Origin of the sequence: Massilibacillus massiliensis (assembly GCF_900086705.1) — a bacterium.
Taxonomy (GTDB): Bacteria; Bacillota; Negativicutes; order FLKF01; family FLKF01; genus Massilibacillus; species Massilibacillus massiliensis.
In genome coordinates this window covers 2,870,276-2,894,125 of sequence record NZ_LT575483.1, presented here as the reverse complement: position 1 = coordinate 2,894,125, position 23,850 = coordinate 2,870,276, and the positions used below count along the sequence as shown (strand labels likewise).

At 34.4% G+C, this 23,850-nt stretch carries 22 protein-coding genes; all 22 read right to left on the bottom strand.

The annotated features are described in order from the left end of the window. Window positions 1-2 precede the first annotated feature (2 nt). The gene (pseG, locus tag BN6559_RS13915; RefSeq protein ID WP_110955289.1) at window positions 3-1,079 is read right to left on the bottom strand and encodes a UDP-2,4-diacetamido-2,4,6-trideoxy-beta-L-altropyranose hydrolase; all 1,077 of its coding nucleotides are present in this window, start codon (window positions 1,077-1,079) and stop codon (window positions 3-5) included. A 50-nt stretch (window positions 1,080-1,129) separates the two neighbouring features. Further along, a complete protein-coding gene (locus tag BN6559_RS13910) occupies window positions 1,130-2,923 on the bottom strand; it encodes a thiamine pyrophosphate-binding protein (RefSeq protein ID WP_110955288.1) in 1,794 nt (597 codons plus the stop codon). 35 nt (window positions 2,924-2,958) lie between these two features. After that, window positions 2,959-4,107: a UDP-4-amino-4,6-dideoxy-N-acetyl-beta-L-altrosamine transaminase gene (pseC, locus tag BN6559_RS13905; protein ID WP_110956409.1), complete on the bottom strand. Its 1,149-nt coding sequence runs from the start codon at window positions 4,105-4,107 to the stop codon at window positions 2,959-2,961. A gap of 17 nt (window positions 4,108-4,124) precedes the next feature. Further along, window positions 4,125-5,114, bottom strand: a complete 990-nt coding sequence (gene pseB, locus BN6559_RS13900; RefSeq protein ID WP_110955287.1) for a UDP-N-acetylglucosamine 4,6-dehydratase (inverting) — start codon at window positions 5,112-5,114, stop codon at window positions 4,125-4,127. Window positions 5,115-5,180: 66 nt separating this feature from the next. Further along, window positions 5,181-6,065 (bottom strand): NAD-dependent epimerase/dehydratase family protein, encoded by an 885-nt coding sequence (locus BN6559_RS13895; protein ID WP_199884010.1) that lies wholly within the window; start codon window positions 6,063-6,065, stop codon window positions 5,181-5,183. A gap of 150 nt (window positions 6,066-6,215) precedes the next feature. After that, on the bottom strand, window positions 6,216-8,525 hold the full coding sequence (locus BN6559_RS13890) for a glycosyltransferase family 2 protein (protein ID WP_110955285.1): 2,310 nt from the start codon (window positions 8,523-8,525) through the stop codon (window positions 6,216-6,218). A gap of 18 nt (window positions 8,526-8,543) precedes the next feature. Beyond that, window positions 8,544-9,899 carry a lipopolysaccharide biosynthesis protein RfbH gene (gene rfbH, locus BN6559_RS13885; protein ID WP_110955284.1) on the bottom strand — a complete coding sequence of 452 codons (1,356 nt, stop codon included), beginning with the start codon at window positions 9,897-9,899 and terminating at the stop codon, window positions 8,544-8,546. 107 nt (window positions 9,900-10,006) lie between these two features. Further along, window positions 10,007-11,818 (bottom strand): glycosyltransferase, encoded by a 1,812-nt coding sequence (locus tag BN6559_RS13880; protein ID WP_110955283.1) that lies wholly within the window; start codon window positions 11,816-11,818, stop codon window positions 10,007-10,009. Then, complete coding sequence (locus BN6559_RS13875; protein ID WP_110955282.1) at window positions 11,818-13,668, bottom strand: tetratricopeptide repeat-containing glycosyltransferase family 2 protein; 1,851 nt, start codon at window positions 13,666-13,668, stop codon at window positions 11,818-11,820. Before BN6559_RS13875 ends, BN6559_RS13880 begins: the two co-directional genes overlap by 1 nt. Before the next feature lie 170 nt (window positions 13,669-13,838). Further along, a complete protein-coding gene (locus BN6559_RS13870) occupies window positions 13,839-15,149 on the bottom strand; it encodes a flagellin N-terminal helical domain-containing protein (protein ID WP_110955281.1) in 1,311 nt (436 codons plus the stop codon). A gap of 192 nt (window positions 15,150-15,341) precedes the next feature. Then, complete coding sequence (locus tag BN6559_RS13865) at window positions 15,342-15,683, bottom strand: hypothetical protein (RefSeq protein ID WP_199884009.1); 342 nt, start codon at window positions 15,681-15,683, stop codon at window positions 15,342-15,344. A gap of 8 nt (window positions 15,684-15,691) precedes the next feature. Then, entirely contained in the window at window positions 15,692-16,099 is a 408-nt protein-coding gene (fliS, locus tag BN6559_RS13860; RefSeq protein WP_110955279.1) for a flagellar export chaperone FliS, read from the bottom strand. A gap of 26 nt (window positions 16,100-16,125) precedes the next feature. After that, the gene (gene fliD, locus BN6559_RS13855) at window positions 16,126-17,769 is read right to left on the bottom strand and encodes a flagellar filament capping protein FliD (RefSeq protein WP_110955278.1); all 1,644 of its coding nucleotides are present in this window, start codon (window positions 17,767-17,769) and stop codon (window positions 16,126-16,128) included. Window positions 17,770-17,780: 11 nt separating this feature from the next. Further along, on the bottom strand, window positions 17,781-18,215 hold the full coding sequence (locus tag BN6559_RS13850; RefSeq protein WP_110955277.1) for a flagellar protein FlaG: 435 nt from the start codon (window positions 18,213-18,215) through the stop codon (window positions 17,781-17,783). A gap of 113 nt (window positions 18,216-18,328) precedes the next feature. Then, complete coding sequence (gene csrA / locus BN6559_RS13845; protein ID WP_110955276.1) at window positions 18,329-18,568, bottom strand: carbon storage regulator CsrA; 240 nt, start codon at window positions 18,566-18,568, stop codon at window positions 18,329-18,331. A 1-nt stretch (window position 18,569) separates the two neighbouring features. Beyond that, window positions 18,570-19,025, bottom strand: coding sequence for a flagellar assembly protein FliW (gene fliW, locus BN6559_RS13840; protein WP_110955275.1), 456 nt, complete (start codon window positions 19,023-19,025; stop codon window positions 18,570-18,572). A 14-nt stretch (window positions 19,026-19,039) separates the two neighbouring features. Further along, window positions 19,040-19,600, bottom strand: coding sequence for a DUF6470 family protein (locus BN6559_RS13835; RefSeq protein WP_110955274.1), 561 nt, complete (start codon window positions 19,598-19,600; stop codon window positions 19,040-19,042). A gap of 16 nt (window positions 19,601-19,616) precedes the next feature. Further along, window positions 19,617-20,927 (bottom strand): flagellar hook-associated protein FlgL, encoded by a 1,311-nt coding sequence (gene flgL / locus BN6559_RS13830; RefSeq protein ID WP_110955273.1) that lies wholly within the window; start codon window positions 20,925-20,927, stop codon window positions 19,617-19,619. A 13-nt stretch (window positions 20,928-20,940) separates the two neighbouring features. Beyond that, entirely contained in the window at window positions 20,941-22,476 is a 1,536-nt protein-coding gene (flgK, locus tag BN6559_RS13825; RefSeq protein ID WP_110955272.1) for a flagellar hook-associated protein FlgK, read from the bottom strand. Between the two features lie 20 nt (window positions 22,477-22,496). Next, entirely contained in the window at window positions 22,497-22,985 is a 489-nt protein-coding gene (locus BN6559_RS13820) for a flagellar protein FlgN (RefSeq protein ID WP_110955271.1), read from the bottom strand. 18 nt (window positions 22,986-23,003) lie between these two features. Then, window positions 23,004-23,486, bottom strand: a complete 483-nt coding sequence (locus tag BN6559_RS13815; protein ID WP_110955270.1) for a flagellar protein FlgN — start codon at window positions 23,484-23,486, stop codon at window positions 23,004-23,006. Window positions 23,487-23,514: 28 nt separating this feature from the next. After that, window positions 23,515-23,796, bottom strand: coding sequence for a flagellar biosynthesis anti-sigma factor FlgM (gene flgM, locus BN6559_RS13810; RefSeq protein ID WP_110955269.1), 282 nt, complete (start codon window positions 23,794-23,796; stop codon window positions 23,515-23,517). Window positions 23,797-23,850 lie beyond the last annotated feature (54 nt).

Genomic DNA, 23,850 nt, shown 5'->3' with positions numbered 1-23,850 from the left:
ATCTATCCCTCAATATTTTTAAAATATTCATCAAAGAACTTGTCATTAAAATCACATTTAAAATCATTTAATCGTTCTATAATATTTTTCATTTCATTTTCACAAATCAATTTTTCTAAAGTATATCGTATATTTTCAACGACTATACTACTTGAATATCCTAAATATTTGATAATACCTGCTTGATCACAATCCTCACAAATTTTCACTTGATTCTCTGCAATCGCAATCACAATTGCTGGCAAACCAAGAAACCATCTTTCCCATGTTGTCGTACCACCAGCACCTATTGCTAAGTCTGCTCTATTCATCAAATCTGCCATATTATTTACCTGACAATAACAATACATGTTTTCGTATTGTCGACAGAACAATTCCACTTCACCTTTATGCTGATTGCTTCCGCCAACAACAACGTTCACCGCAATATCTTTTCTTTTCAATTTTTCAATTGCTTTCAGCGCTTTCATTGTTTCATTGGTCAAATCACTACCACCGAAAAACACGAGTATATTTTTTATAACACCATCACGAACATGCATTTTATTACGTGCATCATAAAATTCTTGACGTAATAAGGCATACTGTGGACCTAACAATAATTTACATTCAGGTGGTACTAATCGATTATAGCGATTATTCATATCACAATAATAATTTTGATCCAATAAAATATCACAATTATGCTTTCGATTTGCCAAATCGTCTATTACCATAATTTTTTTCGCATAGGGGCGCAAAATACGCTCCCATGTTTCATCTATAGCATAATGATCAATAACCATACAATCAGAAACTGTTTCACCGAGCAGTGTTTTGGTCTGCTCAGCATCCACTTTACCAGTAACGGTTAACCATTGCTCATAGCCCTGCAATTCTTCATTCCGTTCTACACTCGGCAATTGTAAAAGACAATATCCCTTCTCCCTAACCAAGTGATTTAGATTTCCCTGTAAATCTCTTGAAATAAAAGTAATCACTGCTTCTTGTTTTAAAATATCAGCCAAAGTCAAACAGCGCATCAAATGTCCTGTTCCCATTTGCGCGGAAGAATCCACACGGAAAGCTATGTGTTTCATTAACATCCTTCTCCAATAATTTACTCTAGCATTATAAGATTCCTACAATACTATGAATCTGAGATTTTCATATTATCCTTCTGCTCTTCTTCTAGTAAAAAAGGATATAAATCTTCAAGCCGCGAAGAAAGCATTTCACCATTTACGCCAATTCTACTTTTTATAATTGGCACAAATTCTACCTGTGGAGAACTAAAAATTTCAATAATTGCTGGCTCATCATCTGCTAAAGCCTTTTTTACTTCTTTATCTACATCCTGCACACTTTTAATGCAGTAATACTTAATTTTATAGGCATCAGCAATTGTTTTTAATTCTGGAAATGTAATGCCACTTTCTGGATTACATCCCGCAAATCTGCCCGAAAAATGCGATTTCTGCATAGTATAAATCTGTCGATATCCATCATTATTATCAATAAATATTTTAATTGGCAGCTGATATTGTTTGAGTAACGCAAGTTCCTGAATATTATGTTGCAAGCTGCCATCGCCCTCGCCCACGATTGTTCTGCGTCTTCCTGAAGCAATACAAGCCCCTATTGCAGCAGGCAAAGCCGTTCCCATACTCCCCAATCCCAATGGGCAAATATATTCCTGCTGCCCTCTCAATTGATAGATATTGTAAGTATAGGCATATGCAGAGGGAGATGCAACATAGACCTCATCTTCCTTTGAATACCGATCAACTGCCTGTGAAACTAGATAACCATCCGGCAATCCATCATCATGAGGAATAATTTCTTTTTCCGCCGGATATCTATTCCTCATTGCATCACAATACGTAATCCACTTTTCATAATGCTTCGTAGACTCTACTTGTTTAGAAGCATATTCCATAAGTTCTTGAATAAAGGATTTTGCATCACATATGATTGATTTCTCAACTGACATACGCAATTTATCAATTTCTGCCTGTTGAATATTAACAATAACCTTCTTTGCCTTTGGTGCAAATGCTTGTTCATTATAAGCCGTAATATAATAGCGTAATCCACTACCAATTACAATTAATAAATCAGAGTTTTGTAATACATAATTTGCATATCTTGGAGCAACTGCACCAACGCTTCCATAATAATATCTCCCGTTTTCTTTATGAAACAGTCGTTTAACTCGCCGCGAAGTAACTGCCGGAACTTTTAACATATTTACCATCTGCGAAAAATGCTCCGTAGCATTTGCCAAAACAATTCCTGTTCCTCCCAAAATACACGGACGTTTCGCTTTCTGTAACAATTGATAAATTTCTTCAATATCTTCTGATTCAATTACAGCTTCTTCACGATGAACTGTTGGAGAAAAACTTTTTAGTTTTTCTGGTTCAATCTCTTTGGCTTGAATATCAAGCGGAATATCAATCCACACAGGGCCTGGACGTCCATGTTTTGCCAAATAAACAGCCTTTTCTAAATGATATCGTATTTCAGACTCATCTATTATCGTCACAGCATATTTGGTAACAGATTCAACGATTGGTATAATGCCTACTTCCTGTGCTCCAGTCTGACGAACTTCGGGAGTAGTAGTAATATCTGACGTTTTTACTTGCCCCGAAATAACAAGCATTGGCGTAGAATCAATATATGCTGATGCTAGTGCCGTAACTACATTTGTTGCCCCTGGACCTGTAGTAGCAAAACAAACACCTAATTTATTAGAATACTGTGCATAGGCATCTGCACAAAATCCTGAACCCTGCTCATGCAAATTGTAATATTTTTCTATTTTTTCATTCTCTGCTAATGAATTTAAAAGATGCATAATTCCGCCGCCGGAAAGTAAAAACACGTCTTTCACACCATAATTTTCTAAAAAATTTACTACATAATCCGATAATTTCATAAAATTCATCCTACCTAAACGCCATTTTTAAAATATTATTGTAAAATCTCAGTTAAACATTCTACAATATAATTTTGTTCTTCATCCGTTAAATCATAATAAAGCGGCAATGTAAACGCTTCTTCATAATATTGCTCACTAATTGGGAAATTTCCAACTCTAAAACCTAAGTTCCGATAATACGGTTGCGTATGAACAGGGATATAATGTAAATTAAGTACAATCCCTCTCTCTTTCATCCGTGCAAAAATCTCTTTTTTATCCACTTTTACTTTATCTAATTTCAATCTAACTACATAAATATGCCAAGATGATTTTGTAGCTTCATCTTGATACGGCAACTTAAGCGGTAACCCTTGCAATAATTGATCATATCGTTCTGCTAAATATCGTCTTTTAGCAACAAATTCATCTAGTTTATTCATTTGACTTATACCAAGCGCAGCCTGCAAATCTGTCATACGATAATTAAAACCTAAATCCATTTGTTCATAATACCATGGATTATCCTGTTCTTTTGTTAATTGATTACGTTCCTTGGTAATTCCATGACTACGATATAATATTAATTTATCGTACAATTTTTTATTGTTTGTAAGTACCATCCCGCCTTCGGCAGTAGTTATAATTTTCACTGGATGAAAACTAAATACCACCATATCTGAATACTTACACGAACCAACTTTCATGTCCTTATAGGTTCCACCTATGGCATGTGAAGCATCTTCAATGACCATAAATTTATATTTTTGAGATAGTCTGTAGATTTCATCCATTTGACAGGATTGTCCTGAAAAATGTACTGTAATAACAACTTTCGGTAAAATATCGCCATTTTCTAATTTCTCTGCAAGTTTTTTAATACTCATATTATAAGTATTGTCATCAATGTCAACAAAATCAACCTCAGCACCACAATACCTAGCACAATTTGCAGAAGCAACGAAAGTATTAGGGCTGGTCCAAACTACATCGTTCCGCCCCACACCTGTTGCTAAACAAGCAATATGTAATGCCGAAGTAGCATTTGTAACTGCCACAGCATATTTAGCCCCACAATACTCTGCTACTTTTTTTTCAAACATTTCTATATCAGGACCCTGTGTCAACCAATCAGACTGCAAAACTTTAATAACTGCATCTATATCTTCTTGATTAATCTTTTGTTTGCCATAAAATATCATTTCACTCATTCCCTATATTAAACTTCTTTTAATAGTACTCTCAATTGTTCAATAGTCAACCAGACTGTATTTTGTCCAGAATTATACTCAAATCCAGCTCCAACTTTCTTCCCAGTAATGTTTCTAATTCTTTCGCGATTCCACCAATAATCATTGGTATAAATAATGTAATGCTGATCATATTCATACGTATGCGGTGAATCGTACTCCGTAATCATCACTTCATGAATCTTTTCCCCGTCTCTTATTCCAACTTCTTCTACTTCAATATTGTCTCCACCTATCGCCTTTGCCAAATCAACAATCCTAAATGATGGTATCTTTGATATGTAAGTCTCTCCACCTACACTTTCTCTAAAAGCTTTGACTACTAATTCAACACCTTGGTTGAGACTAATCCAAAATCTTGTCATTCTATAATCTGTGATTGGTAATACTGTCTTTCCTGCTTCCAATTGACTTCTGAAAAATGGAATAACAGAACCTCTACTACCAGCAACATTTCCATAACGTACAACAGAGAAGCATGTTTCTCTACCACGTGAATAAGCATTAGCTGCAATAAACAATTTATCAGAAACCAGCTTCGTCCCACCATACAAATTAATTGGGTTAACTGCTTTATCTGTAGATAAAGCAACTACTTTTTTCACCTCACAATCAATTGCTGCATCAATAACGTTTTGAGCCCCATTAATATTAGTTTTTATGGCTTCACTAGGATTATATTCACATGCTGGCACTTGTTTCATAGCAGCAGCATGAATTACATAATCAATTTCATGAAAAGCTCTAAATAAACGATCACCATCTCGTACATCTCCTACAAAAAAACGTAGTTTTTCTTTATCTGCTTTGAATCTTTCTGCCATTTGCCACTGTTTAAACTCATCCCTTGAATAAATAACAATTTTTCTTACATCATAATTTTCCAACAAATATTTTGTCATATTATTTCCAAAAGACCCAGTACCGCCGGTAATCAATATTGCTTTATTATTAAACAAATTCTATCCGCTCCCTCAAACACTAAATAAACATCACTATTTTTATTTGCAATTCAATCTACAAAATCATCTTTTTTCTATCATATCGCCAATTCCATCCAAGAAGCTTGTTTGAGGCTTCCATCCTGTATGTCCCTGGATTTTTTTTATTGATGGACGTAAAGAAACAATCATTCGATTTTCTTTTCCAAAAAACGCTTCTTTATGAGAAACAAAATTTTTATATATTTCTTCAACAAAAAATCGAAGCGGATGTACATCACCACTAGCAAGATTATAAATTTCTCCAGAATGTCCTTTCTGCCTTAAAGAAATCAATGCATTTGCAGCATCCGGAGCATATAAATAATCCCAATTTTGAAGACATTCCGTCAATTTAGGAGTTTCTTCATTCTCTAAAGAATGAATTAAATATGGAATCAAGCAATCTACTCCATCATACTTTCCATATATACTAAACACCCTTACCCATACCCATTCTATGCCTACTTGTTCAGCTCGAATTTTTGTTAAATGACATGTTGCCAGTTTCGCACTACCATATGCAGTATTAGGTTTAGGCAAAATTTCTTCCGTAATAATTTCATTACACAATCCATACTCCGCCTGCGATCCTGTGCAAATAAATCTTTTACACCCTATATTCTTAGCAATCTCTAACGCAGCCAATGTGTATTCGATATTTTTATTTTGTGCGAAGAAATCATTACGCCCACCTTCCCAAGCAAGATGATAAAAACACTCACAATCATTTAGATGCCTTTGCTCTATTTCAGTAATATTATTCATATCAATTTCAAGAATTTTTATATTTTTAAAATTTGCTAGTCGTTCCTTAGTTTTTGATTTTGGACGCACCACTGCATATACAAACACATTATCTTTTTGCAGCGCACTTACTAAGTGATAGCCCAAAAATCCACTTGCACCAGTAACAATCACGCTTTTCATAAAATCACCTCTTCGAACCGTATTAAGATACTTATCAGTATTTACGCCCATTTATTTAAAATCTTCAACTATTTCATCAAAATCATCTTTCAACAGAACTATTTTTTTAATATTTCTATTCTACATATTACTTTTATCTTTAAACTATATTTATAACCCAGTGATTTTTGCAAAAAGTTTGGTCGCACCATAAATATCTTTTACACCAAATTCACTAGCATCCAAAACCAATCCTCCATCTTTTTTAAAGCCGACTTGATAAATTCGTTCTGAAGATTTTATTAAAGGCTGCAAACTATACAACGATTGGCAAATTTCCTCTTTTACACAGCCTGCTACCGGAGTTCCAATTTGCTCTGCTGCATACTGTAACATACCTAATTTCTGTTCAATGAAAATATCATTTAAGGGTATTTTTTTCCCCATTTCATAATAAAATTCTTGCCAATTCACCTTATTCAATACTTTTATTGATACGCAATTCATTCCTATTAGCCGTAATAAACTTGCATAAACAGCGATTAACACATCCGCATCCGTAAAATTAGGAAAAATAAATTCTAACTTATTAAAAACGTAACAACTATATTGATTTTCTAACTTACTCTTCTTTACTTTGCCGCTTACGGCTTCCACTTCTTTTAATGTAGCAGCATCTGTAGCACCTATGGACAGACTAGACATCCCAGCAATAGTTATAGGATACATTAAATATGGGATAGTATCATTTATAACCAAATTTACAACTCCCATATAAATATCCTGACAACATCCATCCCAAAGACGCCCTGTTTTTTTTAACATTTTTTGCAGATATCTTCTTCTATATCCAGAGTTAATATATAAATTAGGCATAGTATACATATAGTTCACAGGTTCTTTTATGATATTATCTAAAAATTCCCTTGAATCAAATCTTGCTATTTCCAGATTAGATTTTATATAGGACCCGGGAATGCAAAACTGATTTTGCTGATTACCATTAAATCCTGGCCAAGCATAAAATCCTCTGGCCCATACTAAAATATCATCTTGCGTATTTTTCCCCAATATATCCTGTAAACTTTTTAACGCCCATGGCAAAACACCATCATCCGAACCAATTGAAAATACAAATTCCCCTTTTGTCTGCAAAAAAGCATATTCAAAACTTTTAGTTAAACTCAAATTTCTTGGTGTCTTAAAATATTTAATTCTCATATCATTTAATTCCTGATACAAATCATAAACTTCTGTATTGCCATCACTTGAATTATCACTTAAAACAACTTCATAAGTTCCCTCAAATCGCTGCTCTAAACATGTTCGTAAAGTATGACGAAGTGTTTTCGCCGAATTTCTGGCTGGTATAACAATAGAAAAATCATATTTTGCGGATTGATTAATCTTCTCATATGCATTAAAGTGATGAATTTGGCTAATATATGCTAAATAATCACCAGTCCAACCATATGACATATTTTTGTTTAGCACTTCCGGCATCCGTTTTGATAAACGTTGTGTATTTTTACACAAATTTGAGCATAATTGTAACTCATCCATTAAATCATCATCACAGCAGAGTATCGCAAGATGATTAGAATTCATTTTTTTTGTTATATATTCAATAACAAGACTCCTATTATTTCCAATAGATTTACCCATTTTTATAAGCTCTATTGGATAAAAAATTTTAATTCCTTCTTTCTCCCCGATATTTTCAATGCTAATCGCTAATGTATCTTCTATATTTACATGATTATCAACTGGGTAGGAAAAAGGGAGTCCCCCAAAAATAACTTGATGGCCTAATCGTTGCAGAACTTGTGCTACAACTTTGTAGTCTTTTTCATTTTCTATTGTATTTACAACTACAATAAAAGTCTGTGCGACTTTATCTGTTATCCGCTCTAGCAGATATCCTATATTAGGTAATTCTAATACATCTTCTTGGATATAGGCTTCGTACTCACTCCATTTATTTTCTTCTTTACACCAGAACATCATCAATAAAAAATATATATATGCATTTCGAGTAATATAGTATTGCTCTGCTAACGCTTTTATTTTTTTTGTATTAAAAATATCAACTAAAAATTCTTCTCGAGCTTGTAGTAAACTTCGATAATACATGCTTACATCCATATTTTGATCGTATAAAGCATTCAAAAATTCATATTTTTTCTTTCCCAATACATCTTCATCAGGTAACACTTCTTTAAACACTTGGCAATAATCAACCAATTCTTCATGATAATAGTATTCCTGATCAATACCTTCAAGAAAATTAATCAGCATTTTTCTCGCATATCCTTTTTTTAGCATAAGTTCGATCCTTGCAAAAAGATAAACTAAGCGATAAGGATATATATCTTTAAGTTTTTCTAAGTCTTTTTCAGCTTCTCTAAGTTTCTGTTCATCATCCAATGCAATTTTCTTTCGAATTTCACTAATATAATCCAAATATTCTTTTTCCGTCATCGCTAATCCTCTTATATTTCAAAAATTATATTTTTCACAAAACTCTTTAATCTTTTCAAGCATATAGTTTAATTTTCCTATTGTAATTCCTGGATAAACGCCAATCCAAAAAGTATGATTCATAATTCTATCCGTATTTTCTAAAGATCCAACCACACGATACCCTTGTCCATTTATACGCATTTCATCAAAACAAGGATGTTTAATTAAATTTCCTGCAAAAAGCATTCTTGTTTGTATTTTATTTTTCTCCAAATATTGTACAATTTCATCACGAGTAAACTTGGCTTTCGCTCTTACCGTAATCAAAAATCCAAACCAGCTTGGTTGTGAATTTTTTTGTGGTTCTGGTAATAAAAGTACATCTTTAAAAACTTTTAAATTTTCACGAAGATATTGCCAATTTTTGCGTCTGGTTTCAATAAACTCTGGTAGTTTTTCTAGTTGCGCACACCCAATTGCCGCTTGCATATCAGTAACTTTTAAATTATAGCCTAAATGTGAATAAACATATTTGTGATCATATCCCAATGGCAATTCACCAAATTGCTGTGTAAAACGATGCTGGCAAGTATCATCATGACCAGACTGACACCAACAATCCCTGCCCCAGTCGCGAAAGGATTCCACTAATCTCTTTAGCATAGTATCATTTGTATACACAGCACCACCTTCCCCCATGGTAATATGATGCGGTGGATAAAAACTTGATGTTCCAATATGACCTATTGTTCCTGTATATTTCCACTCACCATCAATAAAATACTTACTGCCTAATGCATCGCAATTATCCTCAATCAACCATAAGTCATGCTTATCACAAAACGACTTTACCGCTTGCAAATCAAACGGATTGCCTAATGTATGTGCAATCATGACTGCTTTAGTTCTATTAGTTAACGCTTCCTCTAACTTACTTACATCTATATTATAGCTAGGTAAGGCTACATCCACAAAAACAGGAATAGCCCCATATTGCAAAATTGGTGCAACTGTTGTAGGAAAACCTGCGGCAACAGTAATTACTTCATCTCTTTTTTTTACTCTACGCTCACCCAATTTATATGAAGTTAAAGCCATAAAAGCTAAAAGATTGGCTGATGATCCTGAATTTGTTAATGAACAGTGCCTTACTCCTAAAAACGTAGCAAATTCTTGTTCAAACTTTGTTGCATAACGTCCCGTAGTCAGCCAAAAATCTAAAGCCGAATCTACCAAATTACTTATTTCTTTCTCATCAAAAAAACGACCACCATAAGAAATATGATCGCCTTCTTCAAACGTTTTCTTAGTTTTATGCTTATATTCATAATATTTTATCGCTGCGTCAATTGCTTGTTGGCGTAGTATTTTTTCCGAATCTCTATTACTCATATAGTTATTCCTTCCTCGTAGTCACTATTTTCCAATCCAAATTTTCCATACTACTTTCTAACCAATTCATTTTTCAATTTAACGTCATGGAAAATTAACTGATTAATTTATTTTTCTCTACTCCATTTATACAACTGTACTATTTCTTGATCCTTGCAGCCATTTTCAATCGCTTGTTCAAAATATACCATAGCCTCTTTATACATAAATTGTTTATAATAGCAATATCCTATTTTTTTAGCTATATCATATTTCGTCTTATCATTATCAAATAAGGATTGGTAAAGTCTCAAGGCTTGCTTGTAAAAACTATGATCAGTTAGAATTTGTGCGATTTCAACTTTTTTTTCTTTTCCAAAGTCTTCACCACACGAAATATAATGATCCAATCGTTCTGTATCAAGCGTGCATAATTCCTGCAAAATTTCTTTATATCCCTCAAAATTATTTTCATCCAACTGCACGGTTTCATCATAAAATCTTATAATAATACTTTCATATCGATTGGGTAAAATCATTTTATACTGATTGACTTTGCTTTCATCATCACTCACAATCAAAGTCACCGCCAATAACAACATTCGTTCAGATAATCCATCCGCACTTTTCTCGTAAAGCTTTGCATAGTTTTTTAGCCCAATCATCTGATTTTGCCACATATATTCAGATGCAACAGAAAATTCCTGGTTTAAAATATTACTATAGTAAACAAAAACCTTATTCATGCGATAGTGTTGTAAATTATCGACAATAAATTTTATATCACGCTTTGTTCTGGCATAAACTCGGTTTAAAATGCTGATGATTTCTATAGACTCATATCGGCAAATTAAAAAATACAATCGTTGTAACGCCGATGCATTATATTTATACGCTATTAAAGATTCACAATAGTACTGTACAGCCTTATCATATTGATTTTTTAGAAAGAATAATTCTCCTAAAGCACAGTATAAATTTGTTAATTTACCATGAAAACTATCCGCTTCATAAATATCCTTCTTCTTGTTAATTTCTAAAGCTTTGAGAAAATATTGGATCGATGCTTCATACTCTTTTTGCTCACATAAATATCTCCCATATAGCGCATAAAAATCAGGAATACTAGGGAAAATTTGAATCGTCTGTTCAATTTCATTCTTAATTTCACTCGGTTCTGCATTACTCCTGATTAAAGAATCAATCACTTTCGTATAGACTGTACTTTCATTGGCAATAGATGAAATATTAGATTGGATGTGCAATCTACCGTATTTCACAGCCTCGTCATATTTCTGTAGTCCATGATAACAATCACACAAATACCGATAATACCGCGGACTTTCACCGTGTTTTTTTACTTCTTCTTGAATAATTGCTAGATTTCGTTCGAGTTTTTTTTCAACAATATGAGAGGAATATCCTGTATGATAGACTTCAATCACATCTGATAAGATAAAGATTTCCAGTCGACCTTTCGTATTATATAATTCTTCATGAAGTTCGTAACGATAACGAAAATGAGGTGCATTCCGAAAAATCCGCAAATTTACAAAAGATGACAGTTCCCTATTATCTTGGTCAACATCAATATTAATGATTCTAACGCAGATCGCATGACATTTTTTATTCAAATGCAATTTTTCAATATACGAGCGAACATTTTTAACTGTATCTTCCGAAAAATATTCATCTGCATCAAGAAAAATGATCCAATCTCCCTTTGCCTGCTCAATTGCATAATTTTTCGCCTTTGCAAAATCATTTTTCCAAGTATAGGCATATACTTTCGCACCATAAGACCGCGCAACTTCCAACGTCTGATCAGTAGATCCCGTATCCACAACAATCAGCTCATCAACAATCGGCTTCATACTTTTCAAGCATTTACCGATATTGTATTCTTCATTTTTCGCTATGATACAAGCGGAAATCTTCATTAACCTTTCACCTCACTTTCTCTTATCATTAAATTTTCTTCACTCCACATCATAAACGATGTCATCTCATTGTCTTTTTTATAGCCAAACGTCAAAGCTTTTTCAAAATATTTTATCGCAAATTCATAGTAGCCCAATTTATAATAGCAATAAGCCGTATCATATAAAATCGGTACGATGCCTTCAGTAATATCATACGTTAAAGCAAATTCATATAAAGAAACGGCTTGTAAGAAACATAAATTACGATTAAGAATTTTAGCTATTGCAAGAATATGAATCAACTCAAAATCTTTTGCACATGCGCAATATTTATTTAATATTTCATCTTCAGCTGCACGCATTATTTCTAACAAAATCTCCTGATAAGCATCAAAATTCTTTGCTGTTAAACTGTCTTTTTTTCCATAAAACCGCAAAACTACGTTTCTATGTGTATCTGGTAAGAAATCAATATCAGTAGTTACTTGCTTAAAATTGTTCTGTAAAATCGCCGCACAACTCATAAAATTAATTTTTCCTGTTAATTCTTCTGTTACAATATTTTGTATAGCTGTGTACCGTTTTGCACATTCAAGTTCCAATAGATCAACGTTCTTAGTTTTCTGCAATTTTTGTTTCGCTTGCAAATAATATGCGAGTATTTTTCCTTTTGTAACAGTGCTTATATTTCGAATTAAAAAATCTAAGTCTTCTATTTTAGTTTTATCGTATATCTGATTAAGAAAAGCAATCACATAAACAGGTTCTTCTCTAAAAATAAGCTTAAATAAAGCGATAAAAATCCCCGTCTCATATCTAGCTTCTCGTAATACTTGCTCATAAGATTCTATCGAATTTGAAACAGCATTTTTCTTCTCATAGATCAATCCAAGTAAGGAATTTGTTAACTTGAAATTATTTTGAAATAAACTGGTTTCAATCGCATCATAAGTTTCATTTAATCGGATTGCTTCTTGCATAAGTTCTAAAGCTCGATCATAATCGCCATATTTAAAGAATAATAAAGCATACTCTGCATAGAAATCCGGCAATTCCGGAAAAGTTGTAATCGCTTGTTGAATCGCCGCTTCAATTTCCTTGAAATCTGCCTGTATACGCCCAAGTGCATTGACTAATATACGATAAGAACGGCTAGCATAAGCTAGTTCCTTTTTCCCGGTAGTAAGGTCTAATCTTGCGTATTTTATCGCTTGTTCATATGCATCCAATCCGTAATACGTATCCGCCAAATAACGATAAAGATTAATGTCTTCCTCGTTTCCCTGCAATTGTGCAAGCAAAAGGTTTAAATTCCGCTCACATTTTTGCCGAATGATATGACCGGAATATCCCGTATGGTATAATTGAATTTCGTCTGCATTAACTTTATACCAAGCATTTTTTCTTCCTGTCAAATTATGAATCTGCTCATGTACTTTCCCTACAAAACGCATATTCAAATCATTACGAAAAATTCTCACTGTAAAAAACTGATCCATGATTTTATTTTCTTGATCCACATCAATATTCACCATTTGTGTTAGAAATCCATCGCATTCATGTTGATGTTTTTCAATTACATCTAGAACATTTTCGACTGTTTCGGCGGTAAAATACTCATCGGCATCGAGAAAAATAATCCAATCTCCTCCAGCCTTATCTAAAGCAAAATTTTTCGCCAATGCGAAATCATCCTGCCACTCATATCGATAAACTTGTGCACCATACTTTTTTGCGACTGCAATTGTCTGGTCAGTAGAGCCAGTATCTACAACAATCATTTCATCCACAATATCTTTTATACAATCTAAACAAACACGAAGATTTTCTTCTTCATTTTTTGCAACTACACAAGCAGAAATTTTCATTTTTATGCAACCTTTCTATAAAACAATAAATCATTCTTTAAAAATGAACAACCTACTTTCGACTATTTTATTCACCTTTAAACAATAATTTCATCCCACAATATAAGAAAAGGAGGATGGCTATCTACACACCCATCCTCCTTTTTCCATATAGTCAATAGATTACAAGATTATTGTAATAAGCTTAATACGCCTTGACCATTCTGGTTAGCTTGAGCAAGCATAGCTTGAGAAGCTTGTTTTAAGATATTATTTTTCTGATATGTCATCATTTCTTTCGCCATGTCAGCATCGCGAATTGTTGATTCAGCGTTTGTTACATTTTCACTGGAAGTTGTTAAGTTCTGTGAAGTGTATTCTAAACGACTTTGTGCAGCACCGATTTTTGTTTGTTGATTCAACGCTCTTTGTATTGCAGAGTCAAGTACGTTGATTGCAGCAGTTGCACGTTCTTGTGTAGTTACATCAAGATTAACATCACCATCTGCTGTGGAACCTTGTAATCCAAGAGCTTTTGCGCCCATATCTGCAAAAGCAACCGTAATTGTTTGATTGGATTTTGTACCTACTTGCAGTTTCAATGAATTATCGCCAGATCCATTTTCTGCTGCGATAGACTCGGAGAAAGCATCTAATTTTTCGATTACATTCTTTTTCACGTTATTATTTCTGTCTGTAACATTAATTGTAAAGCCTGCAATTGCGCCTTCAACACCTGCAGAAGCTGCTGTAATGCTAATCACATTTGAACTGTCTACAGTATTTACAGTATATCCGTTTTTATCCATTCCAATTACGCTTGTCGCTGCTTTTAAAGTGCCTTTTGAACTCATTAAATCTGCCACACTTTGCAAGCTTGTACTTGTTCCAACAGTTAATGTAGAAGTTACAGTTTTTCCGTTTATAGTGTAAGAAACTGAAATATGGTCGCCAGAAACAATTCCCAAACTATTCCCACTACGATCAGTTATTGTAGTAAGTACGCTGCCAGCAGCTGTATCCTTATGCAATTTGTTATTTGTGAATACATTATTAGTCGCACTTTTAACTTCGCTGTTCATAGAACCATTTACTAAACTTTTACCATTAAAAGTAACATTAGCATTGTCATTGATTTGGTCAATGGATTGATCAAGTTCCGATTGAATAGCTGATAATTCACTTTCAGTGTTTGTGCCATTTGCAGCATTCAAAACTTTTTCTTTTAGAGTTTTAAGGATTTCTACTGTGGAGCTTACAGCACCTTCAGCAGTTTTAAGTAAAGAAGAACCGTTTTGTGTATTAGCATTTGCTTGATCCAAAGAACGGATTTGCACTCTCATTCTTTCGGAAATTTGGTATCCGGAAGCATCGTCAGCTGCGCCGTTGATTTTCATACCGGAAGATACCTTTTTCATGCTTTTGTTCAATGCTGAACTATTGGAATTCATAATGTTTAACGTATTTAATGCGGATAAATTGTTTTTTACTACTAAACTCATTGTATTTCCTCCTTGATTTTCAGATCATTTTAATTTAGGCATCCTATACCTAATTACTATAAAGTATATAGTAGCACTTTCTGCCGATCGCTCAGAAAATGTCACTATTTAACTCTCTATTGTATATATCGTAAGATTTTTGTAGAACTTAAGTGTTTTTTGAAAAAATTTTCAAATATTTTTTATAGGTTTTTAAAATTGTTTATCCCAATTAAAACCACTGTTCTCAAAGCCTAGGGATTCATAAGCACGACTGATATTCCGCTGATTTCGGCTTTGATTTAACCACCGCTGACATTTTGGACGCAAGCTTTTATTTAATTCAATCATTTTTTTTAGTAATTGCTTGCCTTTAGTAGTTTTAATGAATACTTTATCCTCTAGCTGTATAATTTGTTTTTCAATAAAAACACGTTGATCAATTAATTCTAAAAAAGTATCCGTATCATCCTGGTCTAGAAATTTACCCATTTCCTCAGTCAGTATTTCATATTTTTGCCACAACTGTTCTTCCGAAAATTGTTGGTTTTGCACGACCGCACTCATGCCTGTTCACCGACTTTATTGATTTTATCAAGCTTCATCGCTTCTCGCCAGGTATCTCGAAGTTCCGTAAGCAATTCTTTTGCTTCTTCCAATTTGGCAATATCATTATGTAAATTGCCTTCTACCAAGCAAGTCTTTATGTATTCATAAAGATTTAACCAATCTGCAGAAAAATCATAGTCCATTTTTAAGGTAACCATAAACTCAGAAACAATATTTTGTACTTTTAACGAACTTGCATTTGCCTGTTCATATTTTTTAGCTTGCAATGCTTTCATTGCCTCATTCGTAAATTTAATTGCGCCATTATACAGCATTAAAGTAAGTTCTGCTGGAGTTGCTGTGAGTACTTGCTGGGTACGATAGGTTTCAGCACTGCGTGCGGCGGCATTATTATGATACATCCTTAAATCTCCTTTTGATTGATTCATTAGCCTAGCATAGATGTTAGCGAGCTAATTGAACTATCTAAAGAACCAATCGCACTTTCCATTTTATTATATTTTGTATAATAGTAATTCTCTTTATCTTGTAATCTTCTTAATAACAATTTAAGACTGGCATCCATATCGGTTAACTGCTTTCCCAATGTACTGCTATAGTCATTACTATAACTCGCAGTTGTCCCTGCTTTCTTTGATATGTTCTCCATGCCATCTTTCATTATATTATATAAACGATTCGAAACCCCTTGTGTGCTGATGTCTGTTGTACTGAGATTTGTGTTATCCGATGCAAATATTTTATTTACAACATCAGGATCTTCAGCAATCGCTGCTCTAAGTTTCTTTTCATCAAGATGCAGCTTTCCATATTCTTTCCAGGCTGTACCACTTTTTGCTGTCGCAATACCAAGACTAGCCGCGGTTGTGTAATTGCCTGTTAAACCTTCCACTTTTTGTGCTAATGCATTACGCATTTCACTAACGATATTTGAAATAATTGAATCATTTTTCAGCAAGCCTGATTTAGCTTTTTCTTCCCATTTCTCGACCTGCTTATCGCTCATGTTTTCTTCTTCTTCGGTGGTTAGTGCACCATAGGCACTATACTTCGTAGCATGAAGCTGCGTATTTAATTTATCAAGAAGTTCATTATAACTATCAACGAATTTTTGTACAGATTTAACCAAGGCTTCTGTATCAGTAGAAATAGTAACCGACGTCGATGACGTGCTTTCTTTAAGTGCTGTATAGGTAACACCATTAGAAACAACCACATTAGAAGAACTTGTGTACTCACGGCCATCAATCGTAATGGATGCGTTTTCGCCTTTAATATTCCCACTAGCTAAAGCAGTCGTATCAACAGCAGTTAACGTTCCCGAAGTATAAGAACCTAAATTCAGATTTGTCAATAATGTATTTGTATCTTCACTAACTGTTGTAGAAGTATTATCTGCTGCAGTATTGGCTGTAATTTTTATAACATTATCTATACCAGATTTGTTATTATAGATACTCATATTATCGTTGGCAGAATCATAACTCGCGGTGATATTTAGGCCTAACTTTTTTATATCAGAAGCAAAATTATTTAAAGTTTTATTCTGCAAATCTTTGTAGGTATAAGAAACGGTATGCTTTTGGGTAGAATCAGCACTATCTTGCACATCAAAACTAATTGCGATCTCCTCTGATTCTTTATTCGCATCGGTTATTTCAATTCCCGCTATATCGGCCAATTTTATACTGGTAGCTGACGAACTGCTCGCTGCGCGCGTAATACTTGTCATGGATTGCAAACTTGCATTTTTTGCAATTTTATTTACTTTTACATCATGCGACATATTAATTGCATCACCATTTGCCGACGCAGTAACAACACTACTATCGCCACTTGTTACTGCATGTGATGTAGTTGCGGCTAACCAGCGAAAATCATATGCTGTTCCATCGCGAAATGTAGATACCGCGCTATAAATATCTGCATAAGCCGTTTTGGTCCATTCTGCGGTAATCTTTTTCTTATAAGCTGCGTCGTATTTATTTTGATAGGTTGCAACAGAATTTTTAACTAAAGTATCGATATCAAGTCCTGAGTTACTAATGGTTATTCCTTTAACTTGTGACATTTTTCTCACCCCTATATTTTTTTATCTAGCATAATTCCAATCCAATCGTGAATCTTGGTCAAAACTTTGATCATTTCTTGCGGTGGAAATTCTTTTAAAACCTTATTCGTCTTTTTTTCTATAATTTGCGTGGTCAACCGATCCAATTTCTCGTAATATTTAAACTTAATATTCACATTCATTTTATCTGCTAATTCATTCAATTGTTCAGTAATCTGGGAAACTTCTTCTTTTGTGATTTTTTTGTTTTTATTTTCTTCATTTTCTGCATCTAATTCTACCGACTGCAAATTTCGACTAATCGAATTTGCAAATTGTGAAGTTACTGAATTATGATTTTCATTTTCTGCTATTGCACCAGCCGTTTTGATATTTTGTGACTGATCAAAGTTATAATTCGCACCGAAGTCCCCGGCACTATTCAATCGACTCATCGTATCAATCATGACTAAATCCCTCCATAGAATCTTAATCTCATTCCTTTATGATAATGAAAAAATATATCCATAATTATAATAGAGCTTTCACATATTACTTCACATAAGTAATATGTGACTTACTATTTTTTATCATTCTTAGGCAAGACTTTCGTTAAGTCTAAATTTTGCACCGATACTGCACCCAATGCCGATTTATTCTCAGCTACAATCGCCTGATAAAGTTCACCGCGAAAAATTTTTATTTCTTTCGGTGCCTCTATGCCAATCCGTACATTATCTCCTTGCACATCAACGATATGGATCACAATATTATCGCCGATCATAATATCTTGCCCAGGTTTTCGTGTAAGAGCTAACATATCAAGACTCGCCTCCTTTATCGGAAACGTCTGCAGGAACAATCCTGTGTTTTGTTTGATATCGGCTTTTTTCCAATACGATCTGTTTTGCTTGCCTTGTATGAATATTCACGACGATAGGAGCAACCAAATTTGCTGTAATTTTATCCGCCTCATTGTTAGAAGCTGTAATCATAGTGTAAACAGCAATATCTTCTTCAGATTTTACACCTAACTCATTCATATTGACTTCATCCATAACAAACTCATAATCATCGAAAAATAGAAACGGACTTGTCATAAGAAAAGCTAAGTAATCTTCTTCTACCGATTGTAAATATAGAAACGGGCTGTCTTTTTCATATGGAAGCATAATAAATTTATGCGCATCTAAAAAACCAGGCAATCCATGCTCGAATGTGACAATATCCTTTTCATCAATTTCAAGCACACCAAACTTTCTTGTATTAACTTGCACACTCTAACCACCTTTCAGGCATATATATCATATTTTTCACTTACCCACATACGTACTTCTCCTTTTTGCTTTAAATAGATATTGACCTTTGCGGGTGTATAGTTGAAATCTATTTCTTTTTTGTCTACTTTTAGTTTTACTGGAGTGAGTTCAGGCTTAATTTCAATAGTACCCGGCGTATATTTTATGCTAGGCGCAGCTACCTGACATAATTGCACTTTCATTTCGACTTGCCTAGCAAAAAGCTTTGATTTTTCACGTCTTGCTATAACTTTGCTAGCACTTTTGCTAAAGAATTGATTACCTTCTTGCACAATTTTAGCAATTCCTTCTTGCGCCTTTTGCTGCGCTTTCCTGCTTTCTTGTAAACTGCTATCCGCAATCGAGATTACCCCATAAGACGCTCGAGAGGGATATTGATCGATTTCTAACTTATCTGAAGTAGTGTTCAGTTTAATATCCACTTTTGCATTTTTTATATCAAGTTCTGCTTGCGGCGCATCCATCTCAAGCTTTCCCTTGGTTGTTTGCATCCCTATTTGCGGCTGCTGCGATCTTATATTAAGTACCTTCATTTGGAATCAGCCCTTTTTATCTTAAATAATCTGCTAATGACAATGGTAATATATTACTACCAACCTGCAACGACATATTGTACAAGGTTTGTGTTGTTTTTAGCTGTACGATCAATTTTGCAACATCCGTAGCACTTGTATTGGTAATATCGGTTTGAATCTGCGTATTTTGATTTTCCATCGTTGTTTTGGATAAATCATAAGAGCTATAACGCGCTGCTACTTCAGTTTCTGCATTAAGGACTTGGTTATGCGCATCATTTGCAAGTGTAATCCCATCCGATGATAGCCAATCAGTATCTCCATTTTTCATCTTTCTAGCAATTTCATATAAATTATTAATCAATTCCGTTCCATTGCCATTAAACAGATCCGTTCCGAAGACATCGACGCCAGTAGAATTCACACTATCATTTCGTGGTGTATTCGCCACACCACTCTGAATTGGTACAGATATTTTGACATTATCACCGGCATAAACCGCTACTGTTTTATCACTTGTTGAAAAAGTAAGCGCTGTCGATGTTCCATTCATTGTTGATGTAAAAGAATTCGCAGTATTAAGCTGTCCTTTTACATTGAAAGTAGCCCCCACGCCGCCATTTGTTTCATTTGTGAATAAAGTCGCAGCATTAAAACCGTCTAATGTACCAACTTTATTTCCTTGCACTGCTGCTTTCTGATCTGCCTTTGTAGCTGTAGAATTATCTGTTAGAGTCTTTTTATATCCTTTATCTACATAATCCTTACTATATAAATTTCCACTGGCTGTATCTAAATAATATGTATTGCTGTCACTATCCGTCATAACCAGCATTTCTTTCGTTCCAAAAGCCGCTGTCTGTGCATCATCTAATGTCTTAATATCTGCTTTATTTTCAATAGTTTCCGTAGTATATGGTTTCGTTTTATCCGCTTGTCCAGAAAAAATATATTGATCACCTAACTGCGTATTCGCTTGCGAGACTAGCTCTTCAATTAGTTTTTCAATTTCTTCACCAGTTGCAGCCGTATCTTTTTCAGTATTCGTACCATTCGCAGCAGCAGTTGTTTTTTCTACAATGCTTTTTAGAATATCGGTCATTGCCACCATTGTATTATCCGTCGTTTTCATCCAGGATAATGCAGTATTTGCACTATCTTGATTTTGTTCATTTTGATCCAAACTACTTTTATACGTCATTGTTTTTACAAAAGCCACAGGGTCATCTGACGGACGATGAATTCTGCTACCATCCGATTGCTCCATTAAATCGGACTGCTGTTTGTATTGATTATTCAGTTGTCTCAGATAATTATTCGTCATCATTCCACTACTAACACGCATTGATTACTTCACCTTACCTTCCTACTGTTCCAGTACTATTAATTAATTTATCTAACATTTCATCCATTGTCGTCAAACATCTTGAGGCTGCACTGTATCCCTGTTGGAATTTAATCATATTGGTTAATTCTTCATTGGTGTTTACGCCCATAGTTTCTTGCCTTAAATTTTCAATTTGCGTCATGACAGTTTCTTGTGTCATCATTTTCCGGTCGACTGCGGATGCATCCACCCCAAGTTTACCAAGTATACCAATGTAATACGCTTTTAAGGTTGTATTATTCAGTTTATCGCTGCTTGTACTACCAATTAAATTTTTCAGCAAAGTAGCATTCGCGCCGCCTGCTGTATCTTCCCCGTTAGACGAACCACCTGAAGATGGAGTTTTAGCCGATTTGGCTGCAATTAAATCTGTACCGCCGCTTTGATAAAATACATCATTTACAGTAAACTCACTAAAAAGATCTTGTAAATCTACTGTAGCACCATTCATCTCCCAAGTTTTTGTAGTTTGGTTATAAGCTAATGAGCTGTAATTTTTACCATTTACACCAAAGAAATTTGTCCCCGTTGTTTCATCATTATCGATTCCATAGCCAGCTTTATGCTGATCATTAAAGGTAGACAATAGATATGCTGTCATCGTACCTAGACTTTCTATATAATCCTTATTTGCAATATTGGAGTCTTGTAACCCTTTCAGCTCTCCGCCTGTAGGATTAAAACTTGTTCCAGTCTTCTTCACAACAATTTCAATGTCTCGTACCCCATAATTGCTGTTCGAAGACACTTTCGTTGCAAGTTCCATAGAACCATCACCATCGGCCAAAGTATTGCCATTTGAAGTAATCGAGTAACTACCATTATCCTTCTCAGTAACTTCGATATTAATTAAAGCAGATAATTTATCCACTAATAGATCACGGCTATCCCGAAGATCATTTGCCATCCCACCAGTGGCCTCTTGTTGTACAATTTTTTTGTTCAAAAGATAGATTGAACTCGTTAATTGATTTACACTTTCAACTTTCAGTTCAATAGAACTATTATTGTCCTCAATTAAATCTTGGAATTTTTCAACATCACTAGTAATTTTGGTTGCTAAGTCCTTGCCGTACTCACGAACTTGAACACGCGTACTATAATCACTCGCTTTACTGCCAGACAAAGTTCCCCAAATTCCTTCAAAATTATTTAACACAGTTTGCAACCCTGAATCAGTGCTTTCATCAAATATTGTCTCAACTTTATCATAATTCAATTGTTGTGCAGTATAATACTTCGTACTGGATTGTTCCTGCCAATATTGTCGATCCGCATATACATCACGTAATCTATTGATCGCTGGTGCGTCAACCCCTGTTCCAATTTGAACAGTTCCATAAGAATTGTAGATTGTTTGAGATGGTGTAGCAATAGTCTCGACCCTTTGTCTTGAGTATTGTTCAGTATTTGCATTCGTAATATTATGCCCGACTGTATCCAATTGCAATTGACCGGTCATCAATCCGCGAACCATTGTATTTAAGCCTGCAAATGTAGATCGCATATATCATCACTCTCATTTCTTCATATTGATTGGTCAAACATTTTTCTTTTACTCACGGCAGTACCTTCCTGCCCTTTCGCTGCATATGTTGTTCCAGCCGACGTACTCGTTATCAGATTCACATTAAAATCAATAAACTGCATCGCCTTTTCGAGTAAAATCTTATTTTGATTGATATATTCCTTCAGTTCTGCTGTCTTTTCTTCTAAATCAATTACAAGATGTACCGCATTTTCTTTATCTTCGGTATGATTTGGAATCTTTTCAATCAGCTGTCTAAGGGTAAGATTCTCACTCATTTTATAAGCCGCTCTGCATGCAGTTATACTCTCTTGACGCTGTATCTCCAGCTTAGATAACTGCTGCATAATTTTTTCTATCTCTTTTGCAGCTTTTTGTACCTCTATCGCATCATTTGCAACCAATTTTTCTGTTTGCTGTTTGCTTAATTGAAGCAATTGTCCATAAAGCGTACTTTGCATTTTTAAAATCACCGTTAATTGTTTCATTCAATATGCTTCCTTTCATTACGCCTTATAGTCAAACCGTTTTACACTAGAAACTTGTTCTCTTCCCTGCTGCGCATAAGTCGGACCGACACTCGTCTCTGACAATAGATTCAAATTATAATTCACCACAGATAATGCTTGCGTCAGCAAATGATTATTCATCTTGTTATTTTCGTCAAGTGCCCCTAACGTTTCTTTGAACTGTTGATGAAGTTCTGTGATCTTATTGCCTGTTTTTTCATCGCAAAACATGACCAAATCGAGCAAATGCTGATTTGGTGCGGAAATATTTTCTTCGGCTAATAATGCTGTAAGCGCAGCTTCACGCTGTTGCTCCAATTTACCGATTGCCGCAATCATGCCCTGTTCTTGTCCCACAATCTTTTCGAGTTCTTTCATCTGTACTTTTACAATGACCATACGTTTTTCATTACTTAAAATCAATAGCTGTTTATATACATCCAAAATCTTCATTAAAACGGAAATCAGTTCTTTCCACATGGATTAAAATTCCCTTCCATCTAAGTTACTAATATCTGATATTCAACATTTTCTCTGCAATCGCCGCTGCATTTACAGCATAAGTACCCGCATCAATTTGCATAGATACTTGATTCACTCTATCAGCCCTAACATCAGACATGCTCTGTGCCTTTTGTAAAACTTGGCTGAATTCCTGTGCTTGTGAAGACAAAACAACCTCGTCTAATTTTGCTGTACCTGCTGTTTTATTTTCAGTTTGCATGTTTTTAACAGTTTTATTATCACCATACGCCGTTAAAATACTTTGCACATTATTCTTAATAATCATGATCTTACACCCGCCTCTTGGCATTTTCTTATTCTTTATATAGTATCGAAAAAA

Coding starts and splice junctions, on each gene's coding strand:
- BN6559_RS13850 (WP_110955277.1), bottom strand. CDS start 18,215: ATGATTGATACGATGAGTCGATTGAATAGTGCCGGGGACTTCGGTGCG.
- flgM (WP_110955269.1), bottom strand. CDS start 23,796: ATGATTATTAAGAATAATGTGCAAAGTATTTTAACGGCGTATGGTGAT.
- fliD (WP_110955278.1), bottom strand. CDS start 17,769: ATGTCACAAGTTAAAGGAATAACCATTAGTAACTCAGGACTTGATATC.
- pseC (WP_110956409.1), bottom strand. CDS start 4,107: ATGATATTTTATGGCAAACAAAAGATTAATCAAGAAGATATAGATGCA.
- csrA (WP_110955276.1), bottom strand. CDS start 18,568: ATGTTAGCTCTTACACGAAAACCTGGGCAAGATATTATGATCGGCGAT.
- BN6559_RS13895 (WP_199884010.1), bottom strand. CDS start 6,065: ATGAAAAGCGTGATTGTTACTGGTGCAAGTGGATTTTTGGGCTATCAC.
- BN6559_RS13910 (WP_110955288.1), bottom strand. CDS start 2,923: ATGAAATTATCGGATTATGTAGTAAATTTTTTAGAAAATTATGGTGTG.
- BN6559_RS13875 (WP_110955282.1), bottom strand. CDS start 13,668: ATGAAAATTTCTGCTTGTGTAGTTGCAAAAAATGAAGAAGAAAATCTT.
- fliS (WP_110955279.1), bottom strand. CDS start 16,099: ATGTATCATAATAATGCCGCCGCACGCAGTGCTGAAACCTATCGTACC.
- BN6559_RS13890 (WP_110955285.1), bottom strand. CDS start 8,525: ATGACGGAAAAAGAATATTTGGATTATATTAGTGAAATTCGAAAGAAA.
- BN6559_RS13880 (WP_110955283.1), bottom strand. CDS start 11,818: ATGAAGATTTCCGCTTGTATCATAGCGAAAAATGAAGAATACAATATC.
- BN6559_RS13835 (WP_110955274.1), bottom strand. CDS start 19,600: ATGAAGGTACTTAATATAAGATCGCAGCAGCCGCAAATAGGGATGCAA.
- flgL (WP_110955273.1), bottom strand. CDS start 20,927: ATGCGTGTTAGTAGTGGAATGATGACGAATAATTATCTGAGACAACTG.
- BN6559_RS13815 (WP_110955270.1), bottom strand. CDS start 23,486: ATGTGGAAAGAACTGATTTCCGTTTTAATGAAGATTTTGGATGTATAT.
- pseG (WP_110955289.1), bottom strand. CDS start 1,079: ATGAAACACATAGCTTTCCGTGTGGATTCTTCCGCGCAAATGGGAACA.
- rfbH (WP_110955284.1), bottom strand. CDS start 9,899: ATGAGTAATAGAGATTCGGAAAAAATACTACGCCAACAAGCAATTGAC.
- BN6559_RS13820 (WP_110955271.1), bottom strand. CDS start 22,985: ATGAAACAATTAACGGTGATTTTAAAAATGCAAAGTACGCTTTATGGA.
- BN6559_RS13870 (WP_110955281.1), bottom strand. CDS start 15,149: ATGAGTTTAGTAGTAAAAAACAATTTATCCGCATTAAATACGTTAAAC.
- flgK (WP_110955272.1), bottom strand. CDS start 22,476: ATGCGATCTACATTTGCAGGCTTAAATACAATGGTTCGCGGATTGATG.